The sequence below is a fragment of the Phenylobacterium sp. genome, assembly GCF_044236515.1.
GTDB lineage: Bacteria > Pseudomonadota > Alphaproteobacteria > Caulobacterales > Caulobacteraceae > Phenylobacterium.
This window is the reverse complement of sequence record NZ_JBIIGK010000171.1, coordinates 1-5503: the sequence shown is the minus strand read 5'-3', so window position 1 is coordinate 5503 and position 5503 is coordinate 1. Positions and strand designations below refer to the sequence as shown.

Annotated in this window: 2 protein-coding genes and 1 pseudogene; 1 reads left to right on the top strand and 2 read right to left on the bottom strand. The window is 71.0% G+C overall.

Annotation, left to right across the window (positions count from 1 at the left end; genetic code table 11):
* Positions 1–196 (bottom strand): annotated as a pseudogene (locus ACILRF_RS13965) (F0F1 ATP synthase subunit alpha); the annotation flags it as partial.
* 4 nt (positions 197–200) lie between these two features.
* Complete coding sequence (locus tag ACILRF_RS13960; protein ID WP_395673909.1) at positions 201–755, bottom strand: F0F1 ATP synthase subunit delta; 555 nt, start codon at positions 753–755, stop codon at positions 201–203.
* A 323-nt stretch (positions 756–1078) separates the two neighbouring features.
* On the opposite strand from ACILRF_RS13960, the gene ACILRF_RS13955 reads away from it, so the two are divergent.
* Positions 1079–5284, top strand: coding sequence for a Calx-beta domain-containing protein (locus tag ACILRF_RS13955; RefSeq protein WP_395673907.1), 4206 nt, complete (start codon positions 1079–1081; stop codon positions 5282–5284).
* The last annotated feature ends 219 nt before the right edge of the window (positions 5285–5503 follow it).

Genomic DNA, 5503 nt, shown 5'->3' with positions numbered 1-5503 from the left:
TCAGGGCCATGCCCTTCACGCCGGCCGACGGGAACTCGACCATTTCGCCCGCCTGGACGTTGTCGAGGCCGTAGACGCGGGCGATGCCGTCGCCGACGGACAGCACGGAGCCGACGTCCGAGACGTCGGCTTCTTCGCCGAAGTTGGCGATCTGGCTCTTGAGGATGGCCGAGATTTCGGCGGCGCGGATGTCCATAGTCTTACGCTCTCTTGAGGGCGAATTTCAGGGAATCGAGCTTCGACTTCAGCGAAGCGTCGAAAAGACGGGAGCCGACCCGCACCTTGATCCCGCCCAGGACGGACGGGTCGACGCGGGTCTCGATTTCGGGGTCCTTGCCGAGCGCCTGACGCAGCGCCTGGGCGACGCCCTTCTGCTGGGCCGCGGTCAGCGGGACGGCGGTCGTCACCTGGGCCGAGACGGCGCCGCGGGCTTCGGCCGACAGCCGCTCGAAGGCGACGATCACGGCCGGCAAGGCCGAGGCCCGGCCGTTGGCGGCCAGCAGGCCAAGGAACTTGGTCGTGGTCGGGCTGAACTTGCCGGCCGCAGCGATCGCGGCCAGGCCCTTGCCCTTGTCTTCCGCCTTGAACGCGGGCGAGGCCAGCAGGACCGAAAGGTCCCGGCTGTCGGCCAGGGCCGCATTCAGCGATTTCAGGTCGGCCTCGACGGCTGCGACCTGGTTCTGATCCTTCGCGAGGTCGAAGAGGGCCTGGGCATATCTGCCGCCCACATTCGAAGCCTGGGAGTCGTCCGCCACTTGATATCCGCCCGGTGCGTTTCGAGAGCCGCAGCAGCTTGGTCCGCTGCAGCTGTAAAGGCCTGAAAGCGCTAGAAAAAAGCGCTTCGATCCGGGTTGGCCGAAAGCCGTCCGGATCAAAGCCGCGCGCCTAGTAGCATGCGATGTGCGGCGTCGCAACCAAGGGGGCGGACGCCAGGCGCGGCGACGCCCGAATTCCGGGCGCGAACCGAGCGCCGCCATGGGAACAATCGCTTCTCCCCGATGGTTGCCCACCCCGGGACGACACGACCGGCGAACGCCGGACGAACATCGGCGCGCTCAATGCGCCAAGGGGCTGAGGCATGGCAGTTGCGCCGACCATCGTTCAGGTCACGGACGACATCGACCTTTATACCGGGATCATCGCGGACGGCGGCCTGACCAACGATGCGGCGCCGACGGTGCGTGTCTCGGTCGCAGGCGCCACGGCCGGCGATGTCCTGCAGCTCTACGCCAACGGCGTGGCGTTGGGGACCTCGGTGACCCTGACCGCCGAACAGGTCGAGCGCGGCGAGATCGACCTGCAGGCCGCACGGCTGGCCAACGGGGCGATCGCCCTGACCGCAGGCCTGACCGGCGGCGACGGCAGCCGCGCGACTTCCGACCCCTACGACCTGCAGGTCGACACCATCGGGCTGAGCAACCGCGACGTCACCGCCGTCTACAGCGACGGCGGGCTCGTCGCGAAGCACACCTTCACCAACGACCGGACGCTGGTGGCCGAGACCCAGCTCGTGACCGACGGTCCCTACGCCGTGCAGGCGGGCGACCAGGTCCGCTTCATCATCGACGGCGCCTATTGGGGCGAGCCGATCACGCTGACCGCAGAGGACATCGCGCGCGGCGCCCTGCGCGTGTCCGCGCCGGAGCTCAGCTACGGCGCGCACTGGTTCCGGTTCGATCCGATCGATGCGGCCGGCAACAGCGCCAACAGCGCCAACTATTGGCCGTTCACGATCTCCGAGCGGCTGGCGCCGGAGATCGTGGCCGTCACCGACGACGTCGCGCCGCAGACCGGCGACGTGCCGGAGGCCGGGTTCACCAACGACACGGTGCTGGCGGTGCGGCTGTCGCTCGACGACACCCTGGCCCAGGCTGGCGACCGCCTGATCCTGACGGCCCGCGACGCGGTCTCCGAGGTCACCCTCACCGCCGGGCATATCCAGGCGGGCTATGTGGACCTCGACACCGGCACGCTGTCGATGTCCGGCACGGGCCGCGAGGACTGGACGCGGATCACTTCGCAGGTGCGCTACGCGGACGGGACCACCGGCCCGACCGACGTCCACAACGTCCGCCTGGCGCTGCGCGAACCGCTGCCCCCGTCGTTCAACTGGGCCAGGGACGACGCGGGCGCTCAGACCGGCGACCTCTCCAACGGGGCCACCACCGACGACAGCACGCCGACCTTCGTTCTCAACGTCGACGCCGACCCGGGCGGCTACTGGCAACCCCCGCCGCCGCCGCCGTCGGGCAGCCCGGGCCATCCCAGCCCGCCGCCGCATATCAGCGCCACCCATGGCGCGCCGATCATCCTCTACGCCGACGGCGTCGAGGTCGGCCGCGCCCTGGTGCAGAGCAGCCAGGTCATCATCACCAGCACCTCGCTCGAGCCAGGGACGCACACCTTCACGGCCCGGGCGATCGACAAGGCCGGCAACACCAGCGAACTGTCGCAGCCGTTCACCCTGACCATCGCCGCCGATGGCTCGACCAGCCCGCCGGCGAGCGGCTCCGGCCAGGTCTACACCTCCCCCGGCCCGGGCTCGACCGTGGTGGCCGGGGCCGGCGACGACACCCTCGTCGCCAGCCAGGGCGCCGACGTGCTGACCGGCGGCGGCGGAGCCGACGCCTTCGTCTACAAGGCCCTGCCCTGGAACGCAGGCAAGATCACCGACTTCGCGGTCGGCACGGACCGGCTGGACCTGTCGGCGATCTTCCAGGCCAGCGGCTACACCGGCTCCGACCCCATCGCTGACGGCCGCATCCGGCTGGACGGCGACGGGACCGGCGGCACGAAGGTGTTCTTCGACCGCGACGCGCCGAACAGCGGCGACTGGCCCTTCCAGGTCACCACCCTGCAGAACGTCAGCCCGCATGGCCTGACCTGGGCGCACCTGAGCGGCGACGCGGGCAGCGCGCCGCCGGTCGCGCCGACCTTCGGCTTTGCAGAGTCGACGGAATGGACCGGCCTCGAAGGCAGCCGCGCCGGCGGCGTCGGGACCATCACCTACACCGTTCAGCTGAGTGCGCCGTCCCAGTCGGACGTGACCGCCAACTGGACCGTCTCGCCGAGCGGCGGACCCGACTCGGTGTCGGCGGACGACTTCGGCGGCCAGTTCCCGACCGGCGCGGTGCGCATCGCCGCCGGGGCCACGACCGCCACCTTCACCGTCAGTCCCTACAGCGACACCACGCCGGAGGCCGACGAGACGTTCACGGTGACACTCACCAACCTCGTCGGCGCCTCGGCCGGGCGGATGACCAAGCCCGGCGTCGTGATCAATGACGACGGCGCTGCCCCGCCGCCGAGCTCGGCGGGTCAGGTCTACACCGCCCCCGGCCCCGGCTCGACGGTGACCGGCGGCGCGGGCGACGACACGATCGTAGCCAGCCAGGGCGCGGACGTCCTCACCGGCGCTGGCGGCGCCGACAGCTTCGTCTTCAGGGCCCTCCCGTGGAGCGCCGGCAAGATCACCGACTTCGTCGTCGGGACCGACCGCTTGGACCTGTCCGCGATCTTCCAGGCCAGCGGCTATTCGGGCTCCGATCCCATCGCCGACGGCCGCCTGCGGCTGGACAGCGACGGGGCCGGCGGAACCAAGGTGATGTTCGACCGCGACGCGCCGAACAGCGGCGACTGGCCGTTCCATGTGACCACCCTGCAAGGTGTCGGTCCCAACGGCCTGACCTGGTCGACCCTGTCGGGAGGCGGCGGCGCCAACCCGCCGCCGTCCGGCTCCCCCACCCTCGGCTTCAGCCAGGGGACGTTCGGCGGCTTCGAAGGCAGCATGGCGGGCGGGATCGGGGTCATCCAGTTCGTTGTGCAACTGAGCGCGCCCGCCCAGCAGGACGTCACGGCCGCCTGGACGGTGACGCCGAGCGGGACGAACGCCGCCTCAGCCGATGACTTCGGCGGCGCCTTCCCGACCGGAACCGTCCGCATCGCCGCGGGCGCCACCTCGGCCCCCATCGCCGTCTCGGCGCGCAGCGACACGGTCGCCGAGCCCGACGAGACCTTCACGCTGACGCTGTCCAACATCTCGGGCGCGACGGGCGGCGCCACCGCCGCCTTCGGCATAATCGGCAATGACGACGGCGCGCCGCCCTCAGACGGGCAGGTCTACACCTCGCCGCGCCCGGGCTCGACGGTGACGGGCGGCGCGGGCAACGACACGATCATCGCCAGCCAGGGCGCCGACGTCCTGGCCGGCGCCGGGGGCGCCGACAGCTTCGCCTTCAAGACCCTGCCGTGGAGCGCCGGCAAGATCACCGATTTCACCGTCGGGACCGACCGCCTCGACCTGTCGGCGATCTTCCAGTCGGCGGGCTACAGCGGGTCGGACCCCATTGCCGACGGGCGGGTGACGTTGCAGAGCGACGGGGCCGGCGGCACGAAGGTGTTCTTCGACCGCGATGCGCCGAACGCGGGCGACTGGCCGTTCCAGATCACCACGCTGGAGCATGTCAGCGCGTCCGGCCTCACCTGGGCGCAGCTTTCGGGCGGCGCCGCCAGTCCGCCCCCCTCCAGCGGATCGGAGATCCGTTTCACCGCCGACGCGGCGGCCGGGACGGAAGGCAGCTCCAGCGAAAGCCAGTTCGGCCTGACGATCCACCGCACCGACAACCAGGGACCGGCCAGCGTCGAGTGGCGCCTGACCCCCTCCGGCGAACACCCTGTCGACGCGGCCGACTTCATCGGCGGCATGCCGGTCAGCGGCGTCGTCAACTTCTCCGGCGGCGAGTACGTCCGCTACATCGTGCTGTCGGTGAACCCCGACACCACCGCCGAGCCGGACGAGACCTTCACCGTCCAGCTCTCCAATGCCCAGGGCGGGACGCTGGGCCGCAGCACCCAGGTCGTGACGATCCGCAACGACGACGGCGGCCAGCCGCCGCCTGCGGCCGACGGCGAGGTCCTAACCTCCGACCAGTACGGCGACACTCTGGTCGGCGGCGCCGGGAACGACACGCTGAACGCCGGCCAGGGCCCGGACAAGCTGACCGGCGCAGGGGGCGCGGACCACTTCGTGTTCGGCCAGCTCCCGTGGGTGCGCGGCGAGATCACCGACTTCACCCCCGGCGAGGATCTGCTCGACCTGTCGGCCCTGGCTCCCGCCTATGCCGGGTCGGACCCCATCGGCGACGGCTACCTGGAGTTCCGCGGGACCAGCGTCGTCGAGGTCTTCGTCGATCCGGACGGGCCCGGCGGCGACTGGCCGATCGCCGTCACCCTGCTGCGCGGCGTAGCCCCAGGTCGGCTCAGCGCGGGCGACTGGGTGTTCTAGGCGCAGGGCGATCACCGCAGCCCCGGCGTTCACCTCTCGTCAACATTGTTTGGCCTTGGGTGCGGATGATAAGGAGCCCCAGCCGGGGGCGGCTCTCTCTTAGGACGGCGACATGGCCAACGCGCAGTCGTCCGGACCCGGCGGTCGCGCCCCGCGGCCGCCCCGGGCCGGGCGATCCCCATTCCAGGCCCTGCTCTACTGGAGCATGGTGCTCGGCGT